This is a genomic window from Paracoccus ravus, assembly GCF_004522175.1.
In the GTDB taxonomy this organism is placed as follows: Bacteria; Pseudomonadota; Alphaproteobacteria; order Rhodobacterales; family Rhodobacteraceae; genus Paracoccus; species Paracoccus ravus.
On the sequence record NZ_SDEB01000001.1, the window covers coordinates 328104 to 347924 of the forward strand.

General features: G+C 63.9%; 21 protein-coding genes. 9 read left to right on the forward strand and 12 right to left on the reverse strand.

Going from position 1 to position 19821, the window contains the following annotated elements; translation table 11 throughout:
- Window positions 1-15: 15 nt before the first annotated feature.
- The 5 genes from ESZ60_RS01720 (at window position 16) to ltnD (ending at window position 4767) form a co-directional block, all read left to right on the forward strand.
- Window positions 16-771 carry a GntR family transcriptional regulator gene (locus ESZ60_RS01720; RefSeq protein WP_245155545.1) on the forward strand — a complete coding sequence of 252 codons (756 nt, stop codon included), beginning with the start codon at window positions 16-18 and terminating at the stop codon, window positions 769-771.
- 102 nt (window positions 772-873) lie between these two features.
- The gene (locus ESZ60_RS01725; protein ID WP_134678670.1) at window positions 874-1848 is read left to right on the forward strand and encodes a Bug family tripartite tricarboxylate transporter substrate binding protein; all 975 of its coding nucleotides are present in this window, start codon (window positions 874-876) and stop codon (window positions 1846-1848) included.
- Window positions 1849-1905: 57 nt separating this feature from the next.
- Window positions 1906-2379: a tripartite tricarboxylate transporter TctB family protein gene (locus ESZ60_RS01730; RefSeq protein ID WP_134678671.1), complete on the forward strand. Its 474-nt coding sequence runs from the start codon at window positions 1906-1908 to the stop codon at window positions 2377-2379.
- A gap of 7 nt (window positions 2380-2386) precedes the next feature.
- Window positions 2387-3880: a tripartite tricarboxylate transporter permease gene (locus ESZ60_RS01735; RefSeq protein WP_134678672.1), complete on the forward strand. Its 1494-nt coding sequence runs from the start codon at window positions 2387-2389 to the stop codon at window positions 3878-3880.
- Complete coding sequence (gene ltnD, locus ESZ60_RS01740; RefSeq protein ID WP_134678673.1) at window positions 3877-4767, forward strand: L-threonate dehydrogenase; 891 nt, start codon at window positions 3877-3879, stop codon at window positions 4765-4767. The genes ESZ60_RS01735 and ltnD overlap by 4 nt, the downstream gene beginning before the upstream one ends.
- Here ltnD and ESZ60_RS01745 read toward each other — a convergent pair.
- The 7 genes from ESZ60_RS01745 to ESZ60_RS01775 are packed head-to-tail and all read right to left on the reverse strand — an operon-like array spanning window position 4764 to window position 10617.
- Window positions 4764-5519 carry a hydroxypyruvate isomerase family protein gene (locus ESZ60_RS01745; protein WP_134678674.1) on the reverse strand — a complete coding sequence of 252 codons (756 nt, stop codon included), beginning with the start codon at window positions 5517-5519 and terminating at the stop codon, window positions 4764-4766. The genes ltnD and ESZ60_RS01745 overlap by 4 nt on opposite strands.
- A 50-nt stretch (window positions 5520-5569) precedes the next feature.
- Complete coding sequence (locus ESZ60_RS01750; RefSeq protein ID WP_134678675.1) at window positions 5570-6412, reverse strand: ureidoglycolate lyase; 843 nt, start codon at window positions 6410-6412, stop codon at window positions 5570-5572.
- Entirely contained in the window at window positions 6409-7347 is a 939-nt protein-coding gene (locus tag ESZ60_RS01755; RefSeq protein ID WP_134678676.1) for a DMT family transporter, read from the reverse strand. The genes ESZ60_RS01750 and ESZ60_RS01755 overlap by 4 nt, the downstream gene beginning before the upstream one ends.
- Before the next feature lie 3 nt (window positions 7348-7350).
- Window positions 7351-8025: a GntR family transcriptional regulator gene (locus ESZ60_RS01760; RefSeq protein WP_245155546.1), complete on the reverse strand. Its 675-nt coding sequence runs from the start codon at window positions 8023-8025 to the stop codon at window positions 7351-7353.
- A complete protein-coding gene (locus ESZ60_RS01765) occupies window positions 8025-8966 on the reverse strand; it encodes a 2-hydroxyacid dehydrogenase (RefSeq protein WP_134678677.1) in 942 nt (313 codons plus the stop codon). Before ESZ60_RS01765 ends, ESZ60_RS01760 begins: the two co-directional genes overlap by 1 nt.
- Before the next feature lie 12 nt (window positions 8967-8978).
- Window positions 8979-9713: an SDR family oxidoreductase gene (locus ESZ60_RS01770; protein ID WP_134678678.1), complete on the reverse strand. Its 735-nt coding sequence runs from the start codon at window positions 9711-9713 to the stop codon at window positions 8979-8981.
- A 19-nt stretch (window positions 9714-9732) separates the two neighbouring features.
- The gene (locus tag ESZ60_RS01775; RefSeq protein WP_134678679.1) at window positions 9733-10617 is read right to left on the reverse strand and encodes a dihydroxy-acid dehydratase domain-containing protein; all 885 of its coding nucleotides are present in this window, start codon (window positions 10615-10617) and stop codon (window positions 9733-9735) included.
- Window positions 10618-10745: 128 nt separating this feature from the next.
- Here ESZ60_RS01775 and ESZ60_RS01780 point away from each other — a divergent pair, with 128 nt between their 5' ends.
- The 4 genes from ESZ60_RS01780 to ESZ60_RS01795 all read left to right on the forward strand — a co-directional run bounded on the left by ESZ60_RS01780 (window position 10746) and on the right by ESZ60_RS01795 (window position 14236).
- The gene (locus ESZ60_RS01780) at window positions 10746-11657 is read left to right on the forward strand and encodes a dihydrodipicolinate synthase family protein (RefSeq protein ID WP_134678680.1); all 912 of its coding nucleotides are present in this window, start codon (window positions 10746-10748) and stop codon (window positions 11655-11657) included.
- 107 nt (window positions 11658-11764) lie between these two features.
- Window positions 11765-12742 (forward strand): D-erythronate dehydrogenase, encoded by a 978-nt coding sequence (denD, locus tag ESZ60_RS01785; RefSeq protein WP_134678681.1) that lies wholly within the window; start codon window positions 11765-11767, stop codon window positions 12740-12742.
- Window positions 12729-13472, forward strand: a complete 744-nt coding sequence (locus tag ESZ60_RS01790; RefSeq protein ID WP_209021218.1) for a GntR family transcriptional regulator — start codon at window positions 12729-12731, stop codon at window positions 13470-13472. Before denD ends, ESZ60_RS01790 begins: the two co-directional genes overlap by 14 nt.
- Window positions 13473-13501: 29 nt before the next feature.
- Window positions 13502-14236, forward strand: coding sequence for an SDR family oxidoreductase (locus tag ESZ60_RS01795; RefSeq protein ID WP_134678682.1), 735 nt, complete (start codon window positions 13502-13504; stop codon window positions 14234-14236).
- Window positions 14237-14319: 83 nt separating this feature from the next.
- On the opposite strand, the gene ESZ60_RS01800 is transcribed toward ESZ60_RS01795, so the two are convergent.
- The 5 genes from ESZ60_RS01800 to ESZ60_RS01820 form a co-directional block, all read right to left on the reverse strand.
- Window positions 14320-15198 carry a carbohydrate ABC transporter permease gene (locus tag ESZ60_RS01800; protein ID WP_209021219.1) on the reverse strand — a complete coding sequence of 293 codons (879 nt, stop codon included), beginning with the start codon at window positions 15196-15198 and terminating at the stop codon, window positions 14320-14322.
- A complete protein-coding gene (locus ESZ60_RS01805; RefSeq protein ID WP_134678684.1) occupies window positions 15198-16124 on the reverse strand; it encodes a carbohydrate ABC transporter permease in 927 nt (308 codons plus the stop codon). Before ESZ60_RS01805 ends, ESZ60_RS01800 begins: the two co-directional genes overlap by 1 nt.
- A 51-nt stretch (window positions 16125-16175) precedes the next feature.
- A complete protein-coding gene (locus tag ESZ60_RS01810; RefSeq protein WP_134678685.1) occupies window positions 16176-17489 on the reverse strand; it encodes an ABC transporter substrate-binding protein in 1314 nt (437 codons plus the stop codon).
- A gap of 77 nt (window positions 17490-17566) precedes the next feature.
- Window positions 17567-18613: an ABC transporter ATP-binding protein gene (locus ESZ60_RS01815; RefSeq protein WP_134678686.1), complete on the reverse strand. Its 1047-nt coding sequence runs from the start codon at window positions 18611-18613 to the stop codon at window positions 17567-17569.
- Between the two features lie 132 nt (window positions 18614-18745).
- Window positions 18746-19639, reverse strand: coding sequence for a sugar kinase (locus ESZ60_RS01820; protein ID WP_134678687.1), 894 nt, complete (start codon window positions 19637-19639; stop codon window positions 18746-18748).
- Between the last annotated feature and the right edge of the window lie 182 nt (window positions 19640-19821).

Sequence of the window (19821 nt, forward strand, 5' to 3'; positions counted from 1 at the left end):
ACGGGGAGGACCAAGATGACCACCGAGCCCGAGCGCCCGCACAACATGCCGCAACATCTTGCAACGCAAGTCGAACTGCCTGCGGCAAGCCAGATGTACCAGACCTTGCGGCAGCGCATCATCAGCTGCGACCTGCTGCCGGGAACCCGGCTTTCCGAGCAGGAGGTCGCGGACCGGCATGACCTGTCGCGTCAACCCGTGCGCGAGGCCTTCATCCGGCTCGCTGGCGAGGGGCTGCTGGATGTGCGCCCCCAGCGCGGTACATTCGTCTCGCGCATCGACATGGACTGGGTTCTGGGCACGCGGTTCATTCGCGAAGCGGTCGAGGCCGATATCGTCCGCCTTGCCGCGCGACTGGCCCAGCCACAGCAGGTCGTGACCCTGAACGAGCTTCTCGAACGGCAATCCCTGATCGCGCAGGGCGATGCCAAGGCCCTTGTCCCACTGGATGAGGAATTCCATTACTGCCTTGCCGCCATTGCGGGCCAGACCCGGGCATGGACGCATCTTCAGGGGTTGAAGATGCATCTCGACCGGGTGCGGCACCTGGTTTCGGCGGTCACGCCAAAGGATGTGATGCTGGACCAGCACCGCGCGGTCGTCGAGGCGATCTCGGCAGGCGACCCCGACCGCGCCGAGGCCGCCATGCGTCTTCATCTGCGCCGTGTTTTCGGGGATCTTCCGGCAATCATGCATCTTTCGCCGCATTATTTCGACAATGCCGGCCAGATCGAATCCTGCATGAACTATGACGCGGCAGCCCCGGTCTGAATTTCTCAGACCCGGTTCAGCATCGTTGACAATGTATACATGAGGCGTGATCCTGCGAGCCGGAGGAAGGGCGCGGCTCACGCGCCATCAGGGAGGAAATTCATGGACCGCAGAACTGTTCTGCCGCTGCTTGCGGCTGCGATGACGCTTGCCGGCTGGGCTTCGCCCGCGTTGGCCGAATACCCCGAACGTCCCATCGAACTGATCGTCCCCTGGGGCGCGGGCGGCGGCACCGATGCCGTGGGCCGCATCTTCGGCCAGATCCTTCAGGAAGAGCTTGGCAAGCCCGTGAACGTCGTGAACCGCACCGGCGGATCCGGTGTCGTCGGCCATACCGCCATCGCCAGGGCCAAGCCAGATGGCTACACGATCGGCGTCATGACGATCGAGATCGACATGATGCATTGGCAGGGCCTGACCGATCTGACCTACCAGGATTTCGACATTCTCGCGCTGGTGAACGCCGATCCGGGCGGGATCATGGTGGCCGAGGACGCGCCCTGGAAGACCGCCGCCGAATTGCGCGACGCGATCAAGTCCAGCCCGCCCGGCACGGTCAAGGCCTCGGGGACCGGACAGGGCGGCATCTGGCATCTGAACATGCTGGGCTGGATCATGTCCGAGGGCATCCCGATCGATGCCGTCCCCTTTGTACCCAGCCAGGGCGCGGCAGCCGGACTGACCGACATGGTCGCGGGCGGCGTCGGCATGGTTCCCTCGTCGCTGGCCGAGGGGCGCTCGCTGATCGAGGCGGGACGCGTGCGGGCGCTGGCCAGCATGTCGGATGAGCGCCAGGCGCTGTTCCCGGATGTGCCCACGCTGAAAGAGGCGACCGGATCGGATTGGAAGCTCTCGGTCTGGCGGGCCATTGCCGCGCCCAAGGACATGCCCGCCGAGGCCCGCGACAAGCTGATCGCCGCCATCGAAAAGGCCTATAACAGCGACACCTATCAGAACTTCATGAAAGAACGCGGTTTCGGCCTGCGTTGGGCTGGCCCCGAAGATGCGACGGCCGCCGTGGCCGCCGATGACGCGAGCCTGGGCGAGGTCATGAAAAAGGCCGGTCTGGCCAAGTAGTGCCAAGGGCTGGGGGAACCCCAGCCCTTTCACCACCCGGAAGAGGAAGGATCCGGCATGAGACTGGGGGATCGCGCGCTTGGCGTGCTGACTTTGCTGGGGGCGCTGGCGCTGTATTTCGCCTCGCGGCAGTTCTCGCCGCTGCCGGGCCAGAAATACGGGGCCGAGACGCTGCCTATGGTCATTTCGGGGCTGGCGGCCGCTGTCGGGATCTGGCTGATCCTGCAAGGCTGGGTCAGCGAAAGGGGCAAGCCGCTCGCCATGGTGACGGATTGGGCGTCAGAACCCGCCGCATGGGGGCGCATCGCGGCGGCCATCCTGCTGATCACGGGCTTCATCCTTGCCGTCGACTGGCTGGGATTCACCCTCTCAAGCCTGGTCCTGCTCACGGCATTGATGCTGCTGACCGGCGCGAGACCCCTGCCCGCGCTGGCCCTGTCGCTTGTCACAGTGCTGGTGGTGCAATTCGCCTTTGGACGGTTGCTTCTGGTGCCGCTGCCGCGCGGCGAATTCCTGTCTTTGCCGTGGTGAGGCGGAAATGAGCGTGCTTGCCCAATCCTTTGCGATGGTCTTTGATCCACAGGTCCTGATGGTGATGGTCCTGTCCGGAGCCTTTGGCCTTTTCGTCGGCGCGATCCCCGGCCTGACGGCGACCATGGCCACCGCGCTGCTGGTGCCGATCACCTTCTTCATGGAGCCGATCGCCGCCATTGCCGCGATCGTCACCGCCTCGGCCATGGCGATCTTTTCTGGCGACATTCCCGGCGCGCTGCTGCGCATTCCCGGCACCCCCGCCAGCGCCGCCTATGTCGAGGACGCCTATCGCATGACCCGCGACGGGCGCGGGCAGGAAGGGCTTGGCGCGCTTTTGGTCTTTTCGGTGATCGGCGGCGTCTTCGGCACGATCATCCTGATCCTCGCCTCGCCGCTCCTGGCCGAGGTGGCGCTGAAATTCTCGAGTTTCGAATATTTCTGGCTGGTCCTGCTGGGCCTTTCGGCGGCGATCTTCGTCTCGCCGGGATCGGTGCCGCGCGGGCTGGTCGCCCTGCTGATCGGACTGGTCGCGGCCTCAGTCGGGATGGACAACCCGACGGCCGAGCCGCGCTTCACCTTCGGGAACGTGGATCTTCTGGGCGGGATTTCCTTTATCCCCGCGATGATCGGGCTTTTCGCGCTGGCCGAGGTGCTGCGCTATCTGGTGCGCGGCCACAAACTGGGCGCACCGCTGCGGCCCTCGACCAAGGGGCTCTTGCGCAGCCAGATCCCGGTCATCCGCCGCTACCCCAAGCAGATGCTGCGCGGCAACATCACCGGCACGCTGATCGGCGCGCTGCCCGGTGCGGGGGCCGATATCGCGGCATGGATCAGCTATGCCATGTCCAAGCGCTTCTCGCGCGAGCCCGAGAAATTCGGCACGGGCCATGTCGAAGGGCTGGTCGAGGCCGGAGCCTCGAACAATGCCGCCGTCAGCGGCGCCTGGATTCCGGCGCTGGTCTTCGGCATCCCGGGCGATTCTATCACCGCCATCGTGATCGGTGTCCTGTACATCAAGGGGATGAATCCCGGGCCCACGATCTTCATCAATCAGGCGGAACTGATCAACGCGCTGTTCATCGTCTTTCTGCTCGCGAACCTGTTGATGATCCCGCTCGGCTGGCTCGCGATCCGCGCCTCGACCACGATCCTTGCCGTGCCGCAAAAGCTGCTGATGCCGATCATCACGCTTTTCTGCCTTGTCGGGGCATTCGCGATCACCAATTCGGTCTTCGGCATCATCCTGATGCTCGGCTTCGGCATCCTGGGCTTCCTGATGGAGGAAAACGACATCCCCATCGCACCCGCGATCCTTGGACTTGTGCTGGGTCCGCTGCTCGAGCAGCATTTCATCACCTCGATGATCAAATCCGACGGCCACCTTCTTGCCTTTTTCGAGCGCCCGATCGCTGCCGGGCTAGGCATTTTCACCATTCTGGTCTGGTGCGCGCCTCTGGTCCGCCGCATCCTGTTTCGCCGCAAGGAGGCCCTGACATGACGCTGACCACCGCCGTGATCGGTCTTGGCTCGATGGGTCTGGGCGCGGCTCTGTCGCTGGCCCGCGCCGGACTTCCTGTGCGCGGCGTGGACCTGAACCCCGCGCCGCTGGCAGAGCTCGCCGCAGCCGGAGGCATCGTGGCCGCCAACCCGGCCGAAGCCGCCGAGGGGTGCGAGGCCGTCTTTGTCTATGTCGTGAACGCGGCCCAGACCCGCGCGGTGCTTTTCGGCGAGAACGGCGCGGTTTCCGCCGCCGATCCCGGCACGGTCTTTGTCCTCTGCCCGACCATGCAGCCCGATGATGCCATCGCCATTGCCGATGATCTGGCGCAGGCCGGAATGCTGGCCATCGATGCCCCGGTTTCGGGCGGCGCGACCAAGGCCCGCGAGGGGGCGATCAGCATCATGGCTTCGGGGCCGTCCGAGGCTTTCGACCGCACCCAGCCCGCTTTGGACGCCATTGCTGCACGGGTGTTCCGCTTGGGTGACGCGCCGGGCGCGGGCAGCCGGATGAAGCTGATCAATCAGTTGCTTGCCGGGGTCCATATCGCCGCCATGGCCGAGGCTATGGTGCTGGCGGCGAAATCCGGGCTGGACCTCGCGACGGTGCAGAAAGTCATCACTCAATGCGCCGGAAACAGCTGGATGTTCGAAAATCGCGGGCCGCAGGTCGTCTCGGGCGATTACACGCCATTTTCCGCCGTGGATATTTTCGTCAAGGATCTGGGGATCGTGACCGATACGGCCCAAGGCCTTGGCAGCCCGGTTCCGCTGGCCGAGGCTTCGCTTGAACTCTACCGGTCGGCGGCCGCTGCGGGTCTGGGGCGCGAGGCCGATGCCGCCATTGCCAAGATCCTTGCACAAAGGGCGGGTGCGAAACTGCCCTAGATCTTTTGCAACCTGGGCAGCCAGCCAAGGCTGTCATCGGTTGCTCCGGCGGGCTTGTATTCCGCGCCGATCGGTCGGTCCCATCCCAGGTCGCGAAGCAACTTGCAAATGTGGCGGTAATCCAGTTCGCCATGATCGGGCGGTCCGCGATCTGGAACGGCGGCGATCTGGACATGACCGATCAGCGGCATGAGCCGGGTCAATCGGCGGGTCAGATCACCCTCCATGATCTGCAGATGGTAGCAATCGAACATCAGCTTCAGGTTCGGCTTGTCCGCTTGCTCAATCAGCGCCAAAGCCTGATCCGACGTCGAAAGGAAATAGCCGGGCGCGTCATATCGGTTCAGTGGCTCGATCAGGATGGTCAGTTCGGGCGCGGCGGCGCAGGCATATGCCAGATTGGCAAGGAAGCAGGCCTCGGCCTGTGGCCCCTCTGCGATCCCGGCCATGACATGCACTGCCCCACATCCGATGGCGCGTGCATAGGCGATGGCGCGGTCGATCTCGGCACGCGCCTCGGTCTCGCGGGTCGGAATGGCGGAAAGGCCGTTTTCGCCCGGCTGGCCGCGCAGCGTGTTCAGACCCAGCATGATCAGCCCGGTTTCGGCGAGGGCCGAGGCAACATCCTCGGCCGCATGAGCATAAGGCCAGTGACACTCGACGGCATCGAATCCCGCCCCGGCCGCGGCGCGAATAGCCTCGGGCAAGGCAAGCTCGGGCCAGAGAAAGCCCAGATTGGCCGAGAATTTCATCCTATCCCCCGAAAATCGACGGCGGCGGGCATTCCCGCCGCCCGATTGCGTCACGCGCGACGCACCTTTTGCGTCTGCTCGCCCAGACCCTCGATGCCCAGACGGATGGTCTCGCCACCCTTCAGATAGACCTGCGGGTTCTGGCCCATGCCGACACCCGGAGGCGTGCCGGTGGTGATCACATCGCCCGGCATCAGGGTCATCAGCTTCGAGCAGTAAGACACCAGCGTCGCCACGTCGAAGATCATCGTCTTGGTCGAGCCGTCCTGATAGCGCTTGCCATCGACCTCGAGCCACATGGAGAGGTTGCCAGCATCCGCGATCTCGTCGCGGGTCACGACCCAGGGGCCGATCGGGCCGAACGTGTCGAAGCCCTTGCCCTTGTCCCAGGTCTGGCCGCGCTCGAGCTGCCATTCGCGCTCGGAGACGTCGTTGACGACGCAATAACCCGCGACATGCTCGAGCGCCTCTTCCTTCGAGACGCTGCGCGCGGTCTTGCCGATGACGATGCCCAGCTCGACCTCCCAATCGGTCTTGTTCGAGCCCACGGGGATCAGGACATCGTCGTTGGGGCCGACGATGCAGCTTGTCCATTTGTTGAAAACGACCGGCTCGGCGGGAACGGGCATGCCGCTTTCGGCAGCGTGATCGGCATAGTTCAGACCGATGGCAATGAACTTGCGCACATGTCCCACGCAGGCGCCAAGCCGCGGCGATCCCTGGACCACAGGCAGCGAGGCCACGTCCAGCGCGGCCAGTTTCGCCAACCCCTCGGGGGTCAGAGTCTCATCGGCAATGTCGGCGACATGGGCAGACAGGTCGCGGATGCGACCCTCGGCATCCAGCAATCCGGGCTTTTCCTGACCCTCGGGGCCATAGCGCAGAAGTTTCATCTCTCCTCCTTCGTCTTTCGTGGTTCTGAATTTTCCCGAGAGACCGCGATTGCGGAAGCCCGGATTGCGGCAATTCTCTTTCGTCGTCCCGACAGCCAAAGCAGCGCGCCGCCGGCGATGATGACCACTGCGCCAAGAAGTGTCGAGGCCCCCGGAACCTGTCCAAAGACCAGATATCCGGCGACCGAGGCGAAAAGCAGTTGCAGATAGACGACCGGTGCCAGAACCGAAGCGTCCGCGACCCGATGCGCCAGCGTCACGAGGCTGTGCGACATGCCGCCGACCACGCCGATCAGGCACATCAGCGCCACGATCGCCCAGCTTTGCGGCTGCTCCCATTGCATGAGCGCAAAGGGCGCCAGACACAGCGTCGCGATGCCACTGGCCCAAACCTGCTGCGCGGCGGTCGATTCCGCCGCCAGTTTGCGGCTGAAGATGAAATAGAAAGAGGTGCAGACACAGGCCGTCAGCGAGAACAGGATTGCCGGATGAAAGTCGGCCTGCCACGGCGCCACGACGATCAGCACACCCAAAAACCCAAGAATAATGGCCAGAAACTGCACCGGGCTGACGCGTTCGCCAAGCATCGGCACGGCCAGCAAGGTGGTCAGCACCGGACCCGCGAACATGATCGCGGTGACCGTCGTCAGAGGCAGATGGCTCAGCCCGACAAAGTTAAAGGCGGTGCTGCCCAGAAGCGCGAGCGAGCGCAGTAATTGCAGACGCGGGTTGACCGAGCGCAGGGCAGAAACGCCATGCTTGGGCAGCACGGCGGCGAGCGTGATCACAAGATGCCCGAGATAGCGGACAAAGGCGGCCTGCATGATCGCAAGCCCCGAGCCAAGCAGGAATTTGGCCGTCGTGTCCTGCACCGCGAAAAGCATCACCGCCCCGGTCATCAGGGCAAGCCCGGTCAGTCTGCCGCCCGTTTTCATGCGTCAGCCCCGTTCGTCATTGCCTGCCTCGCGAAAATGGTCCTCGATATTGGCGATCATCGCGCCCAGATGGGCCGCGATCTCGGCCTTGATGGCATTCGCATCGCGGCGCGCCAGCGCGGCATGGATGGCCTTGTGCTGTCGCAGGACCCTGTCGCGCGACAGCCTGCGCCGGGCCGAGAGGTAGCGCGCGCGCCACAGCCGGGCCATATAGGCGCCATGCGTCTCGGCCAAGGCCGCGTTATGCGAGGCCGCGACAATGGCCGAGTGGAATTGCATGTCCAGTTCGAACACATCCAGCGTATCGGCCTCGCCATAGATGTTTTCGATGCGATCCTTGAGACTGCCGATCCGGGCGATTTCATCGTCGCTGGCCTTCTCGCAGGCCAGTTCGCCCGACAGCAGTTCCAGCGCGTGCAGAACGCGGATCTGGTCGATGATCTCGGACAGTGAGGGATCGGCGACAACGGGGCTGCGCAAAGGGCGAAGCTGCACCAGCCCCTCTTTCGCAAGTATCCGGATCGCCTCGCGCATGGGGGTGCGCGAGACGCCCTGACGCTCGGCATTGTCGCGTTCTTTGATCGGAGCGCCCGGCGGCAGGTTGCCGCGCAGGATCTCGCGGCGCAGCTCATAGGCGATGGCCTCGGCCAGACTGTCCTCGGTCATCGCCTTGGCCATCAGTTCACCGGCGTCACGAGCGCCTGCCCTTGCAGATGGGCATGGATGTTCTGGCGTTGCAGATCGCCCATCGCGGCGCGCGTTTCGGCCGTGGCCGAACCGACATGCGGCAGGACCGTCACATTGGGCAAAGCAAGGAAACGCGGGTCGATATCGGGCTCATTGAGGAACACGTCCAGACCAGCCCCGCGCAGCCTGCCGCTTTCCAAGGCGTCCAGCAGCGCCGGTTCGTCGATCACCGTGCCGCGCGCGATATTGACGATGATCCCGTCGGGGCCAAGCGCCTCGATCACTTCGGCCGAGACGAAACCCACGGTTTCCGGCCCGCCCACCACGGCAATGACCAGATCGTCCACCGCGCCGGCCAACGCGACCGGATCGGCGTGATAGGTCCAGCCGTCGGGGGCATCCTTGCGGCTGCGGGACTGGTAATGGATCTCGCATTTGAAGGCCGCGAGGCGGTCCGCGATCTCGCGTCCGATCCGGCCCATGCCCAGCACGCCCACCTTGCGGCCCGACATCTTGCGCGCCAGCGGATAGGCACCCTCGGTCGGCCAGCGCCCGTCGCGCATCCATTGCTCCGAGGCGGTCAGCTTGCGCTGCTCCATCACCAAAAGCGCGACGGCAAGATCCGCCACATCATCGTTCAGCACATTCGGCGTATTCGTCACCGTGATACCCCGTGCGCTGGCATCGGCAATGTTGATCGCGTCATAGCCGACCCCGAAATTCGCGATCAGCTTCAAGCCGGGCAGCAGGTCCATCACCGCGCCGTCCAGCGCATGATGGCCCTTGTAGGCAAGCGCCGTGACCTGAGCGCGGTCGGACTCGGGCAGATCCGCGATCCGCGCCAGATCCTCAAGCGGAGGCGCGCCGAAATCGGCGTTCAGCGCCTTGAGGTCGATGTCGGAATATTGGCCGACGGCCAGAACCTTGGTCATGCGTGTTCTCCCTTATCCGCGCCCGATATAGGGCATGTTCGTCGCCATCACGGTCAGCCACTGGATATTTGCGCCATCCGGCAAATTCGCCATGTGCCAGACCGACTCGGCCACTGTCGAGACATCGATCACCGGCTCGACCCTGACCGACCCGTCGGCCTGCGGCACGCCCTTGGTCATGGCCTCGGCCATGTTGGTCAGCGCATTGCCGATATCCACCTGCCCGCAGGCGATGTTAAAGGGACGCCCGTCCAGCGACAGCGTCCGGGTCAGCCCGGTGACCGCATGTTTCGAGACGGTATAGGGTACCGAGCCGGGTCGCGGCACATCGGCCGAGATCGAGCCATTGTTGATGATCCGGCCCCCCATCGGGTCCTGATTGCGCATCTGCCGGAATGCAGCGCGGGCGGAAAGGAACATGCCGGTGATGTTGACATCGGTGACGCGCCGCCACTCGGCGACCGGGATCTCGTCGATCAGGGTCGAGATCAGCACCGCGCCGGCATTGTTGAACAGCACGTCCAGCCGCCCCCATACCTCGACAGCCCGCGCGAATGCCGCATCCACCTGCGCCTCGTCGGTCACGTCGCAAGGCAGGATCAGGGCATTGGGATTGCCCTCGGCTGTTTCATGCAGCGCATCCTCGCGCCGCCCGATCAGCCCGACATTCCAACCCTCGGCCAAGAAGCGGCGGGCGGTCGCGCGGCCTACGCCGCTGCCGCCACCGGTGATCAGGATGTTTTTCACGTCTGTCTCCTCCCTCAGATTACGTCAGTGATTGTCGCGCAAGCTCAAGGCAACCGCCCTGCGCAAGCTGGCCGACCTCTTTGCAATAGATCTCTTCCCAAGGTGTCTGACATTCCCGCAGCGGAGGTGTACAGGCATCGCGGCGCGCCTGCCATTCGGCCTCATCGACCAGCGCATCCATCCGGCCCGCACTCAGATCCAGCCGAACGCGGTCGCCCGTCTTCAGATAGGCCAGGCCGCCGCCGACAGCAGATCCCGGCGAGACGTTCAGCGCCTCCGGCGGCTGCATATTCACCACCTCGGCGCTGCCGGGATAGCCGACGCAGCCGACATTGCGGATGAAAGGGATAGATTGATCGTCGTTCGCCAGCGGCGGATCAATGATCCGTTCGTGGTAATCCTCGGGGCCTTCAAAGACGATGGCGGGGGCATCCTGGACGCCTTCATTGCCCGGCTCGGACTGGAAGCGCTGCCGGAAATCGGCCGAGATCACGCTGGTCTTCATCGGGGCGCTGTCGAACAGGTTGCCGCTGAGGACGATGAAGCCCGCATTCTCGCGCTGGGACTTGTCATAGCTGCGGATCACGCTCTGATCCTGACTTTCCCAGCCGATCAGGTTCTGGCCCATCCTCTGCCCGGTGACGGTCATTGCCTTTTCCTGCAGGAGACCGGCCCTTTTCAGTTCGTCCATGACAGCCGGAGCGCCGCCCGCATGAGGTGCGATGGCCTGAAGATGCGGCGGGGCATTGGTCGAACCGCCGACGGCCGCATGCACGATGATGGCGTTTTCAGACGCCTCCCATGTCAGAACATCTCTGGGCGTCAATGCCGTCATGCCGGGGTTGTTGGGATCATCGAACCACTGCTGCGACCGGAAGCGTTTGTTTGCTTTGGTGTTTTGCATGGCACGCCTCCCTCTCCCAGCATTCCCTTGCGAACTTGGTATACCAGACCAGCTACGGGGAAAAGGGGTCGGCTTGCACCTGCGGTCAAATGGTATACCATCCGGCCCGAGTTTTTCAGGAGGCCATCATGGCTAAATACGAGGGCATCTGGCCTGTTGCGCCGGTTTCTTTCAACGATGACGGCTCGGTCGATTATGTCGGCATGCGTCGCATTCTGGACTGCATGATCGATCAGGGCGTCGACGGCATCTGCATTCTCGCGAATTTTTCGGAGCAATTCCTGATCTCGGATGCCGAGCGCGAGGAACTGACCCGCATCTCGCTGGAGCATGTCGCAGGCCGCGTGCCGGTCATCGTGACGATCAGCCATTATTCGACCCCGATCGTGGTCGAGCGCGCGCAACTGGCGAAAGACCTTGGCGCGGCCATGGTCATGATGATGCCGCCCTATCACGGCGCACTTCTGAAGGGCACTGCCGAGCAGACCTTCGAACAATTCGCCCGCGTCGGTGATGTCGGCATACCGATCATGATCCAGGACGCGCCGCTTTCAGGTGTCGATCTGCCGGTACCGCTGCTGGTCCGCATGGCCCGCGAGATCGAGATGGTGAAGCTCTTCAAGATCGAATGCCCCCGCGCCGCGAACAAGCTGCGCGCACTGATCGCCGAAGGCGGCGACGCGATCGAGGGTCCCTTCGACGGCGAGGAAGCCATCACCTTGCTCGCCGATCTGGACGCGGGCGCGACCGGCACCATGACCTCGGCCATGATCCCCGACCAGATCAAGCCGGTCCTGACGCATTGGAAGGCGGGCGACCGCGCCGCCGCGACCGCCGCCTATGCCCGCATCCTGCCCGCCGTGAACCACGAGAACCGCCAATGCGGTTTCCTGTCGGCCAAGGCGGTGATGGTCGAGGGCGGCGTCATCAAGTCCGAGTTCAGCCGCCACCCGATCCCGGCGCTGCACCCGGCGACCCGCGCCATGCTGATGGACCTCGTGCGCCCGCTCGACCCGGTCGCGCTGCGCTGGGGCAAGTGATCCCTAGGGCCCGGCTGCCATCGCGGCCGGGCCCATCAACACACTAGCGCGGCTTCCCGCGCCAATGTATACATAAGCCGACCGATACTGGGGAGGAGAGGTCGGAGATGAAGCTGTTGATCATCGGCGCCGCAGGCATGATTGGCCGCCGCCTTGCCGAAACCATCCTGAAGACTGGAACATTGGACGGGCATCGCGTGGATGCACTGGCGGCGTTCGACGTGGCTCCGGCCGATCTGGCCTCGACCGCGCAGGTCGCCGTCACCAATCTGTCCGGCGACATCTCGGACCGCGCCACGGTCGATTCGCTGGTCGCCCACCGCCCCGATGTGATCTTCCACCTCGCCGCCATCGTCTCGGGCGAGGCCGAGGCCGATTTCGACAAGGGCTATGCCATCAACATGGACGGCACGCGTCACCTCTTCGAGGCGATCCGCGCGCAGGGACCGGACTACCATCCGCGCGTGGTCTATACCTCGTCCATCGCCGTCTTCGGCGCCCCCTTCGAGGAAAAGATCACCGACACCTTCCTGACCGCACCGATGACCAGCTACGGCGCGCAGAAGATGATCGGCGAGCTGCTTCTGAACGATTACAGCCGCAAGGGCTTCTTCGACGGCGTGGGCATCCGCCTGCCGACCATCGTGGTGCGCCCCGGCAAGCCGAACAAGGCGGCCTCGGGCTTCTTCTCGGGAATCATCCGTGAACCTCTGGCGGGCCTCGAGGCCGAGTTGCCGGTCGAGGACGACGTGCGCCACTGGTTTGCCAGTCCCGATGCCGCGATCGGCTTCCTTCTGCATGCGGCCACGATGGACACCGCACAGTTGGGCACGCGGCGCTGCCTGAACATGCCGGGCCTGAGCCTGACCATCGCCGAGGTGCTCGACGCCCTGCGCGAAGTCGCGGGTGACGAGGCCCTGGCCCGCGTGAAGCGCGTCCCGGATGAAACCATCCGCGAGATTGTCGCCGGCTGGCCTCGCGATTTCGCTCCGGACCTGGCCTTGGCTGCGGGATTTACCGCAGATCCGGATTTCCCCTCGATCATCCGCGCGCATATCCGCGATAGCGGCCATGCCTCAGGGTGAGGTGACTTCGGGACGGCGCGGCAAGGCGCGTTCCTCGCGCTCCGTCCCCAGCCTGCAGGGCCTGACCGAGATGGCGGCGCGCGAGCGCGCCTATCACGATCTGCGGTATCGCATCCTGACGGGCCGGCTCGCGCCCGGAACGACATTGCTCGAAACCGAACTCGCGGCGCTGCTGGCCCTGTCGCGCACCCCCGTCCGTGAGGCCGTGATCAAGCTCGAGGAAGAAGGCCTGGTCGAGGTCCGTCCCCGCCACGGTGTCACGGTCAAGGCCCTGTCTCTTCAGGATTTCGCGAATATTCTCGATGTCTTCTCGGCGCTCGAGATCCGCGCCTTTGAGCTGAGCGCCGAGCGTGGCCTCTCGCCTGAACAGGCCCGCCTGCTCGATCGCATGGTCGAGGATATGGAAACGGCGACCGCCAATGGCGACATCGCCCGCTGGTCCGATCTCGATGACGAATTCCATTCCGAGGTGGTGGCGCTTTGCGGCAATCAGCGGCTGCAGACGGCGTTGAACGCATTCTGGGCGCAGCAATATCGCGCGCGGATGATGATCCTGCCCCTGCGCCCCCTGCCCGAGGACTCGAATGCCGAACATCGTGCCGTCCTTGAGGCGCTGAAACTGGGTGATCGCGCCCTGACCCGCGAAAGGCACAGCGCCCATCGCGACCGGGCCGACAAGCAGCAGCTCGCGCTGCTCCGCCGCTCATTGGGAAGCAGCGGACTGGCCTGAGCGACCCCTGAGGAGGAGGGAGTAAGCGAATGAATAAGATCGACCTGAACGGCCGCCTCGCGGTCATTACCGGAGGCGCGCAGGGCATCGGTTATGCCGTGGCGCAGCGCTTCATCGCAAGCGGCGCGCGTGTCATCATCTGGGACCGTGACGGCACGAGTGCCGAAAAGGCCGCCGCCTCGCTGGGCGAAGCCGCCTCCAGCCAACAGGTCGAGTTGAGCGTCGATGCCGAGATCGAAGCCGCCGCAAAGGCCGCCGGACCCGTCGATATCCTCGTGAACAATGCCGGCATCACCGGCGGCAATGGCAAGACATGGGAACTTGAACCCTCGGTCTGGCGGCAGGTGATCGAAGTCAACCTGAACGCCCCCTATGTCGCCTGCCGCGCCCTTGTCCCCGGCATGATCGCGCGCGGCTATGGCCGGATCGTCAATGTGGCCTCGATCGCGGCCAAAGAGGGCAACCCGAATGCCGCGCATTACTCGGCCTCGAAGGCCGGGCTGATCGCGCTGACGAAATCCTTGGGCAAGGAACTGGCCGGGACCGGCGTGCTGGTCAACGCGATCACCCCCGCCGCCGCCCGCACCCCGATTTTCGACCAGATGACCCAGCAGCATATCGACTACATGCTGTCGAAAATCCCGATGAACCGCTTCCTTGAGCCCTCCGAGGCCGCCGCGCTTGTCGCATGGCTCGCATCCGAGGACTGCGCCTTCTCGACCGGAGCGGTCTTCGACATTTCCGGCGGCCGCGCCACCTATTGACGACAGAGCCGGGCGCGCAGACCGCCCGGCTTCTTTCTTGGACAAATATCCCGGGGGAGTCCGAAGGACGGGGGCAGAGCCCCCTATTCTTTCACCGCACCCGTCATCGAGGACACATAATAGTCCACGAAGAAGGAATAGAGGATCACCACCGGCAGCGATCCCAAAAGCGCCCCGCTCATCAGCGCGCCCCATTCATAGATATCGCCCCGCACCAGTTCCGTCAGCACGCCAACGGGAATGGTCTTGTTCTCGGAGCTTGAGATGAAGGTCAGCGCGTAGATGAACTCGTTCCAGCTGAGCGTGAAGGCAAAGATCCCCGCCGAAATCAGCCCCGGCACCGCCAAGGGCAGCACGACCTTGGTCAGGATCTGCCAGCGCGTCGCGCCATCGACCAGCGCCGATTCCTCAAGCTCATAGGGGATCGAGCGGAAATAGCCCATCAAGAGCCATGTGCAGAAGGGGATCAGGAAGGTCGGATAGGTCAGGATCAGCGCCAGCTTGCTGTCAAAAATCCCGATCTGGAAGACGATCACCGAAAGCGGGATGAACAGGATCGAGGGCGGCACCAGATAGGCCAGAAAGATCAGAAGCCCCGTGACCCGCGCGCCGCGGAACCGCAGCCTCTCGATCGCATAGGCGGCAAAGACCGAGGCCGCGAGCGAAAGGAAGGTCGAGCAGACTGCGACCACCAGCGTGTTCCACAGCCAGCCCGGATAGCTCGTCTCGAACAGCAGGTATTTCATGTGCTCAAGCGTCGGGCCGACCACCCAGAACGGGCTGTGGTTCTGATAATCGGTCAGCTGCGCGTTCGGCTTCACCGCCGTGATCGCCATCCAGTAGAACGGGAAGAGCAGCACGAAGATGAAGCAGGCCAGCGGCAGCCAGACCAGAAAGATCCGGCGGCCCCGGCTTTCGAACTGGTCCAAGCCCTCGTGATCGTCGGTGACGGTATCGGCCATCAATCTGCTCCCTGCTGCCATTTGCGGCGCTGAAGGCCGAAGAAGCTGAATAGGATCGCCGCCAGCAGGAAGGGGATCATCGCGACCGCAATGGCCGCCCCCTCACCCAATTGGCCGCCCGGAATCGCGCGCTGGAACGAAAGCGTCGCCATCAGATGGGTCGCATTGACCGGCCCGCCTCGGGTCAGCACATAGATCAGTTGGAAATCGGTGAAGGTGAACAGGACCGAAAAAGTCATCACCACCGCGATGATCGGCGTCAGCAGCGGAAGAGTCACCCGGCGGAAGCGCTGCCACGAGGTCGCGCCGTCGATGGCCGCGGCCTCGTTCAGCGATTGCGGAATGGTCTGCAGCCCCGCCAGCAGCGAGATCGCGACAAACGGAATCCCGCGCCAGACATTGGCCGCCATCACCGACAGCCGCGCATTCCACGGATCGCCAAGGAAGTTGATCGGCTGGCTGATGATGCCCCATTTCAAGAGCACCCATGAGATGATTGAAAACTGGCTGTCAAAGATCCACCAGAAGGCCAAGGCCGACAGAACCGTCGGCACAACCCAGGGCAGCAGGATGATCGCGCGGAAGAAATTCTTGCAGGGCAGATGCCGGTTCAGAAGAAGCGCAAGCCACAGGCCCAGCCCGAATTTCAGGACCGAGGCCAGAACCGTGTAGAACAGCGTATTGAAGACCGAGAGCCAGAAGACCGGGTCATCCATCAGCCATTGGTAATTCTCGAGCCCGATCCACTGCCCGGCCCGCCCGATGCGGGCATCGGTGAAGCCCAGCCAGACGCCAAGGCCCAGAGGATAGGTCAGGAAGCACAGCAGAAACGCCGCCGCCGGCAGCATGAACAGCAGGCCAAGGCCATTGCGGCTTTCGGTAAAGCGCCGCCAGAACGAGGCGCGCGGTTCAGGCACGGGGGGCATGTGCTGCTCCTCTTATCGAAGGAAGGGGCGCCCGAAGGCGCCCCGATGCACTCAGCGGTAATAGCGCGCGATGCGGCGCTCGGCATTGGCGATGGCCTCTTCGGTCGAGCGCTGGCCGGTCACCGCCTCGGCGAACATGTCCACAAGGACATAATCTGCCATCACGCCCGCAGATGCCGGCCCCAGAGGCCCGGCAAAGCCGTTCGGACGCAGCGACTCGGACGCCTTGGCATAGGGCGCGTGGATCGGGTTCGAGGTCCAGACCGGGTTGTCCGCAAAGCCTTTCAGCGCCTGGCAGCAATAGGCGCTTGCGCCGGTCAGCCAGGCATTCATCTGCTCGGGCGCATACATGAATTCCAGATAGGCCTTGGCCGCATTCGGGAACTTGCAATGGCTGAAGATCGAGATGGTCGAGGTCTGGTGCAATTCCACCGACTTGCCGACCGGGCCGATCGGCAGGTTCGAGGTCCGGATGTCCTCGCCAAGCGCCTTGGTGGCCTCGTCCTTCATCGCGGCATAGTAAAGCGACACGCCATTGGCCGTCAGAGAGATATCCCCGGCCAGGAAGGCGCGGTTGTTGTTGATGTCGAGCCAGCTTTCGGTGCCCGGCACGAAGACGGCGTAAAGCTTCTTGGCATATTCGATCGCGGCGACGGTCTCGGGGCTGTTGATCGCGACCTCGCCCGCCTCGTTGACGGTCTGACCGCCATGGGACCACAGCAGCCAATGCGCAAAGTTATTGCCGTCGCCCACCGCCTTGCCAAAGGGGAAGCCTGCGGGCGTGCCCTTTTCCTTCATCGCGGTGCAAAGCGCGAGGAAACCCTCGGTGTCCTTGGGAAACTCGTCGAAGCCTGCGGCCTTCATATGGCTTTCGCGGTAGCAGATGGCGTTGCCGATGGCGCAAAGCGGCGTCGAGATGAACTTCCCGTCCTTTTCGCCATAGCCGCGCAGACCGTCGTACCAGCCGCCATTCTTCTCGCCCAGCATGGTGCAGAGATCGGTCACGTCGACCAGCTTGTCAGGATATTGGAAGGGGTCGTCGAACCAGCTCATCACCATGTCGGGGCCGGAACCCACATTGGCGGCGACGGCGGCTTTCGGGCGGACATCCTCCCAGCTTTCCTGATCGATACGAACCTCGATACCGGTCGCCTTGGTGAAGGCGGCGGTATTGGCGTTCCAGGCCTCTTCCTCGGCCTTGACGAAGGGCACCCAGCGCAGCAGGCGCAGGCTCGCGCCCTCTTCGGGGGTGAACATCATGGCGCCAGATTGCGCCAAGGCGGGTCGGGCAAAGGGGCCGGTCAACGCGGCACCCGCCGCGATGGCGGCGCCGCCCTGCAAGAGCTTTCTGCGGTCGATGGACATTGCTTAACTCCTCCCAAAGTGCAATGCGGCCGTTCCCGGCCCGTTATGCCCGCGCCCGGAAAGGCGCGGGATTCTCGTCAATCCGTCAGGCGCACCCCGCTATCGGCGTCGAACAGGTGAACCGCGCTGGCGTCGATTGCGACATGGATCACCTCGCCCGGCCGGGCGGTCACCCGGTCGCGGAAGACGCAGGTGACGGCTTCGCCGCCCAGCCTGCCCGCGACATAGGTTTCCGCTCCGGTGGGTTCGGTGACCTCGATCGTCAAGGGAATGTCGCCGCCCAGAGTGATCGCCTCGGGGCGAACCCCATAGATCAGCTTGCGGCCTTCGGGCGCGCGGGGGATGGGCAGGCGCTGTCCGTCGCCCGCGATGAAGTTGCCACCCTCGGCGCGGCCGGGGATCATGTTCATGGCGGGGCTGCCGATAAAGCCAGCGACGAACAGGTTCGCGGGGCTGTCGTAGAGTTCGAGCGGCGCGCCGATCTGTTCCACGCGGCCGTCATGCATGACAACGATCTTGTCGGCCATGGTCATGGCCTCGATCTGGTCATGGGTCACATAGACGGTCGTGGTCTTCAGCCGGTTATGCAGGTTCTTGATCTCGGTCCGCATCGAGACGCGCAGCTTGGCATCAAGATTGGACAGCGGCTCGTCGAACAAAAACACCTGCGGATCACGCACGATTGCCCTGCCCATGGCGACACGCTGGCGTTGACCGCCCGAAAGCTGGCGCGGATAGCGGTCCAGAAGATGCCCGAGGCCAAGGATCTCGGCGGCGGGCTTGACCTTTTCCTCGATCTCGCCCCGCGCGGTGCCCTTGAGCTTCAACGAGAAACCCATATTCTCGGCCACGGTCAGATGCGGGTAAAGCGCGTAGTTCTGGAACACCATGGCGATGTCCCGATCCTTGGGCGGCAGGTCGTTCACGACATTTTCGCCAATCAGGATCTCGCCGGATGTGATATGCTCAAGCCCGGCCAACATCCGCAGAAGCGTGGATTTGCCGCAGCCCGAAGGGCCGACCAGAACGACGAACTCGCCTTCGTCGATATCGACCGAGACGCCATGCATCACCTCGACCGCGCCGTAGGATTTCCTTACCTCGCGGATAGTCACCGAGGCCATGCAATCCCTCCTCCCAAAGGTATCCATTGGGGGCGAGGCTGGCAGGAAGCCGATAACCGATCAAGCTTTTTGTTGAACCAAGGCTTAAAGGACAGTCCAGCCTAGCGTGAAGCTGCAATGTATACGCTGAGGCTAGAGCAGATCATGCGCGATCAGCGCGCCGGGATTCTGGATGACACGGCTGGCGGTGGCATGGCCACGCGCGACCGCGGCAAGCATTCCAAGGCCAGCCAGACGCGCCGACAGGTATCCGCCATTGAAGCTGTCGCCTGCGCCGGTCGTATCGACCGGGGTGATGCGCGCGCCGCAGGGCAGATCCAGCCATTCGCCATCCGGGCTGCGACCCAGCATGTCATCGCCGCCATTCTTGACCAAAATCTCGCTGACACCCGCCTGCAGGTAGCGTTCGGCAGTCTGACGCGGGGTCTCGTCGCGGAAATATTGGGCCTCTTCGTCAAAGCTCGGCAAAGCGATATCGGCCACCGCAGCGCCTTTCATGATCCATTCGCACATCTCGTCACGGCCCGACCACAGGCGCAGGCGCATGTTGCTGTCGAAGGCGACCTTGCCCGGCGCGGCCTTCAGTGCAGCAAGCAGCGTCTGGCGGCGGTCCGGCGTCAGGATCGCCAGCGTGATCCCCGAAAAATAGATCAGGTCGGCATCGTGGAAACAGTGCGCGAGATGGTCGATGTCATCGGCAAGGCAGCGCGCGGCGCTGCTGTCGCGCCAATAGGTGAAGCTGCGCTCGCCATCCTTGAGGTCGATCATATAGAGCCCCGGCGCGCGGGTCGGATGCCGGGTGATGCAGCCCGTGCCGATGCCCGCCTTTTCGATGAAATCGAGCATCGCCACGGAAATCGCGTCCTGCCCGACGCAGGTCAGATAATCGACCCTGGCATCACCAGGCATCAGGGCGCGCAGATACCAGGCCGTGTTGAACGTGTCCCCGGCAAAAGCCTGCCGCCAAAGCCCCTCTCCGGCGCCCGACAACTCGACCATGCATTCCCCGACCGAAACAACGCGCATCGCATCCCCCTGTTCTTTCTGCGGCGAAATTAGCGGGAATGTCCGAAATGAAAAGGGGCGGTAATCCTCCCCGTTTTAACGGGGCGCAGAAGTAGACCTCAGGCAGCCATTTTCAGTTTCTGGGCGGGTGTGATGCCGCCGATGCCCATGTTGGGGCGCTCGTTGTTGTAAGTCCATAGCCA

Coding starts and splice junctions, on each gene's coding strand:
- ESZ60_RS01720 (WP_245155545.1), top strand. CDS start 16: ATGACCACCGAGCCCGAGCGCCCGCACAACATGCCGCAACATCTTGCA.
- ESZ60_RS01725 (WP_134678670.1), top strand. CDS start 874: ATGGACCGCAGAACTGTTCTGCCGCTGCTTGCGGCTGCGATGACGCTT.
- ESZ60_RS01730 (WP_134678671.1), top strand. CDS start 1,906: ATGAGACTGGGGGATCGCGCGCTTGGCGTGCTGACTTTGCTGGGGGCG.
- ESZ60_RS01735 (WP_134678672.1), top strand. CDS start 2,387: ATGAGCGTGCTTGCCCAATCCTTTGCGATGGTCTTTGATCCACAGGTC.
- ltnD (WP_134678673.1), top strand. CDS start 3,877: ATGACGCTGACCACCGCCGTGATCGGTCTTGGCTCGATGGGTCTGGGC.
- ESZ60_RS01745 (WP_134678674.1), bottom strand. CDS start 5,519: ATGAAATTCTCGGCCAATCTGGGCTTTCTCTGGCCCGAGCTTGCCTTG.
- ESZ60_RS01750 (WP_134678675.1), bottom strand. CDS start 6,412: ATGAAACTTCTGCGCTATGGCCCCGAGGGTCAGGAAAAGCCCGGATTG.
- ESZ60_RS01755 (WP_134678676.1), bottom strand. CDS start 7,347: ATGAAAACGGGCGGCAGACTGACCGGGCTTGCCCTGATGACCGGGGCG.
- ESZ60_RS01760 (WP_245155546.1), bottom strand. CDS start 8,025: ATGGCCAAGGCGATGACCGAGGACAGTCTGGCCGAGGCCATCGCCTAT.
- ESZ60_RS01765 (WP_134678677.1), bottom strand. CDS start 8,966: ATGACCAAGGTTCTGGCCGTCGGCCAATATTCCGACATCGACCTCAAG.
- ESZ60_RS01775 (WP_134678679.1), bottom strand. CDS start 10,617: ATGCAAAACACCAAAGCAAACAAACGCTTCCGGTCGCAGCAGTGGTTC.
- ESZ60_RS01780 (WP_134678680.1), top strand. CDS start 10,746: ATGGCTAAATACGAGGGCATCTGGCCTGTTGCGCCGGTTTCTTTCAAC.
- denD (WP_134678681.1), top strand. CDS start 11,765: ATGAAGCTGTTGATCATCGGCGCCGCAGGCATGATTGGCCGCCGCCTT.
- ESZ60_RS01790 (WP_209021218.1), top strand. CDS start 12,729: ATGCCTCAGGGTGAGGTGACTTCGGGACGGCGCGGCAAGGCGCGTTCC.
- ESZ60_RS01795 (WP_134678682.1), top strand. CDS start 13,502: ATGAATAAGATCGACCTGAACGGCCGCCTCGCGGTCATTACCGGAGGC.
- ESZ60_RS01800 (WP_209021219.1), bottom strand. CDS start 15,198: ATGGCCGATACCGTCACCGACGATCACGAGGGCTTGGACCAGTTCGAA.
- ESZ60_RS01805 (WP_134678684.1), bottom strand. CDS start 16,124: ATGCCCCCCGTGCCTGAACCGCGCGCCTCGTTCTGGCGGCGCTTTACC.
- ESZ60_RS01810 (WP_134678685.1), bottom strand. CDS start 17,489: ATGTCCATCGACCGCAGAAAGCTCTTGCAGGGCGGCGCCGCCATCGCG.
- ESZ60_RS01815 (WP_134678686.1), bottom strand. CDS start 18,613: ATGGCCTCGGTGACTATCCGCGAGGTAAGGAAATCCTACGGCGCGGTC.
- ESZ60_RS01820 (WP_134678687.1), bottom strand. CDS start 19,639: ATGCGCGTTGTTTCGGTCGGGGAATGCATGGTCGAGTTGTCGGGCGCC.